Origin of the sequence: Intestinibacter sp., from assembly GCF_051866655.1 — a bacterium.
Taxonomy (GTDB): domain Bacteria; phylum Bacillota; class Clostridia; order Peptostreptococcales; family Peptostreptococcaceae; genus Intestinibacter.
Genome location: NZ_JBJDXL010000448.1, coordinates 1 through 2723 on the forward strand (window position 1 = coordinate 1; position 2723 = coordinate 2723).

At 31.7% G+C, this 2723-nt stretch carries 3 protein-coding genes and 1 pseudogene; all 4 read left to right on the forward strand.

Going from position 1 to position 2723, the window contains the following annotated elements; all coding sequences use genetic code 11:
- Positions 1-274 (forward strand): annotated as a pseudogene (locus ACI3VO_RS13480) (tRNA (guanosine(37)-N1)-methyltransferase TrmD); the annotation flags it as partial.
- 97 nt (positions 275-371) lie between these two features.
- The gene (gene rplS / locus ACI3VO_RS13485; RefSeq protein ID WP_439758416.1) at positions 372-725 is read left to right on the forward strand and encodes a 50S ribosomal protein L19; all 354 of its coding nucleotides are present in this window, start codon (positions 372-374) and stop codon (positions 723-725) included.
- A 147-nt stretch (positions 726-872) separates the two neighbouring features.
- The gene (gene ylqF / locus ACI3VO_RS13490) at positions 873-1778 is read left to right on the forward strand and encodes a ribosome biogenesis GTPase YlqF (protein WP_439758417.1); all 906 of its coding nucleotides are present in this window, start codon (positions 873-875) and stop codon (positions 1776-1778) included.
- A 212-nt stretch (positions 1779-1990) separates the two neighbouring features.
- Positions 1991-2723: branched-chain amino acid transport system II carrier protein (locus ACI3VO_RS13495; RefSeq protein ID WP_439758418.1), on the forward strand; the 733-nt coding region annotated here is incomplete at its 3' end.

Here is a 2723-nt window from a genome sequence, read left to right on the forward strand (position 1 = left end):
AGGAGAGCTTCCTGCGCTTATACTAGTAGATGCTGTGGCTAGACTTATTCCTGGAGTATTAAATCAAAACGAATCGTTTGAAGATGAATCATTTGAAGATAACCTACTAGAATACCCTCAATATACGAGACCTAGAGAGTTTATGGGTCTTAAGGTTCCAGAGATTTTACTGTCTGGAAACCACCAAAAAATAGATGAATGGCGAAAAGAACAGTCTATTGAAATCACTAAAAAAAGACGAAAAGATTTATATAAAAAGTATTGTAAGAAATAATATTTTATAGTATAATAGGTAAAGTCGAGACTACGGGCGTTCCTCTGCTTACATTGGTCAGTAATTAAGAACGTCTATGAAATATTAGGAGGAAAAAATGAACGAATTAATAAAAGCTTTAGAACAAGAACAATTAAAAAACGAAGTTCCTAACTTTGGACCTGGGGACACTGTAAGAGTACACGTTAAGATCATAGAAGGAAAAAGAGAAAGAATACAAGTATTTGAAGGTGTTGTAATAAAAAGACAAGGTGGAGGAAATAGAGAAACTTTCACTGTAAGAAAAATATCTTTCAATGTTGGTGTAGAAAGAACTTTCCCAGTTCATTCACCAAAAATAGAAAAAATCGAAGTTACTAGAAGAGGTAAAGTAAGAAGAGCTAAGATCAATTACTTAAGAACTAGAACTGGTAAAGCTGCTAAAGTTAAAGAAGCAAGAAACAAAAGATAATAAGTCTTTATTAAGATAAAAGGAAATCTCGTTAGAGCTTTCCTTTTTGTCTTATATGGGAAAATATATTTATAATACATAGATTATCGGAAATAATATAAATAATTATAAACTAAACGGAAAATAATTAAAAAAGGAGATGAGGAAATGACAAGAGAATACGATGAATATTTAAGAGACGACAATCTACATATAAACTGGTATCCAGGGCATATGAAAAAGACAAAGGAAATGGTTCAAAACAACTTAAAGCTTGTAGATGTCGTTATAGAGCTTTTAGATGCGAGAATACCACTAAGCAGTAAAAATCCTGACATAGATAGATTAGCTAAAAACAAGCCTAGAGTAGTAGTTTTAAATAAAAGCGATTTATCAGATAAAAATAAATTAAACAGATGGATCAGCTACTACCAAAGCAAGGGCATAAAGGCTATACCAGTAGATACTTTAAAGGGAAGCGGAGTAAATAAAATAGTAGAAGAATGCAAAAACGTAACTAAAGAAAAAATGGACGCCCTAAAAGAAAAAGGAAGAAAGCAAAGAGCTATAAGAGTTATGATAGTCGGTGTGCCTAATGTCGGAAAATCTTCACTTATAAACAAATTAACAGGAAGAAAAAGCACACAAACTGGAGATAGACCAGGTGTGACAAAAGGAAAGCAATGGGTAAAGCTTAAAGGAGACTTAGAGCTTTTAGATACACCAGGTATACTTTGGCCTAAATTCGAGGATCAAAATATAGCATTAAATTTAGCCTTCACAAGGGCTATAAAGGACGAAATACTAGATATAGATACTTTAGGGTTAAAATTCATAGAAAAGATGTCTGAGATAGAACCAGAGAAGTTAAAAGCTAGATATAAATTAGATTCTCTAGGTGAAGAGCCTTTAGAAACTATGGAGATGATAGGAAGAAAAAGAGGATTTATCTTAGGTAAAAATGAACTTGACTATACTAGAATAGCAAAAACTGTCTTAAATGAATTTAGAGAAGGAAAAATAGGAAGGATAACTTTAGAGGTTCCTGAAGATATAAAGGAAGATAATAAATAAATTATGTCGACTGGTTTTAAATAATAAGAATTTAAAGCCAGTTTTTTTGTATATAAAAATTTATAATGCCTCAATGTTTTACAATGTTGATTTTGCTATGGATATGAAATTATCAGTAAAATTAAAATATTAAATATATTTTAATTTTATTGACTATTATATAAAACCTAGGTATAATAGACTAATCAACGAGACATCATAGGAGGAATAGTATGACGACAAAAAATAAAGACATAATTATAACTGGTTTTGCCCTATTTGCGATGTTCTTTGGTGCAGGGAATTTAATATTTCCACCGTATTTAGGAGTAATAACTGGAGAGAAATTCTTAATAGGATTTTTAGGGTTTATAATTGCTGATGTAGGATTATCATTGCTTGCAATATTGGCATCGGCTAAATCAAACGGGGATACAGAAATAGTATTTAAAAGAGCAGGTAAGAAATTTGCTCTGATTTTAGGTTCTGCTATAATGATATGCTTAGGACCACTTCTAGCGATACCTAGAACGGCAGCTACTACATTTGAGATGGGTATAGTTTCAATTATGCCTAATTTCAATCCTATACTATTTTCGATAATTTTCTTTAGTATAACATTAGTTTTAACTATAAAGCCATCTAAGGTAGTAGATATAATAGGATCTTATTTGACACCTGCGTTATTAGTCTGTTTACTACTGATAATAGCTGTAGGAATAATAAATCCAATAGGAAATATAGATAAAGCAGCTATACAAAACGTATTCAGCGAGGGAATACTGCAAGGATATCAGACATTAGATGCATTAGGTGCTATATGCTTATCGGCTGTTTTAATAAAGAGCTTAGCACAAAAAGGATATAAAGAAGAAAAGGATAGAATAGATATACTTCTAAAGGCAGGAGTTGTAGCTGCAATAGGTCTTACAGTTGTATACGGTGGGCTTACATACCTTGGGGCTA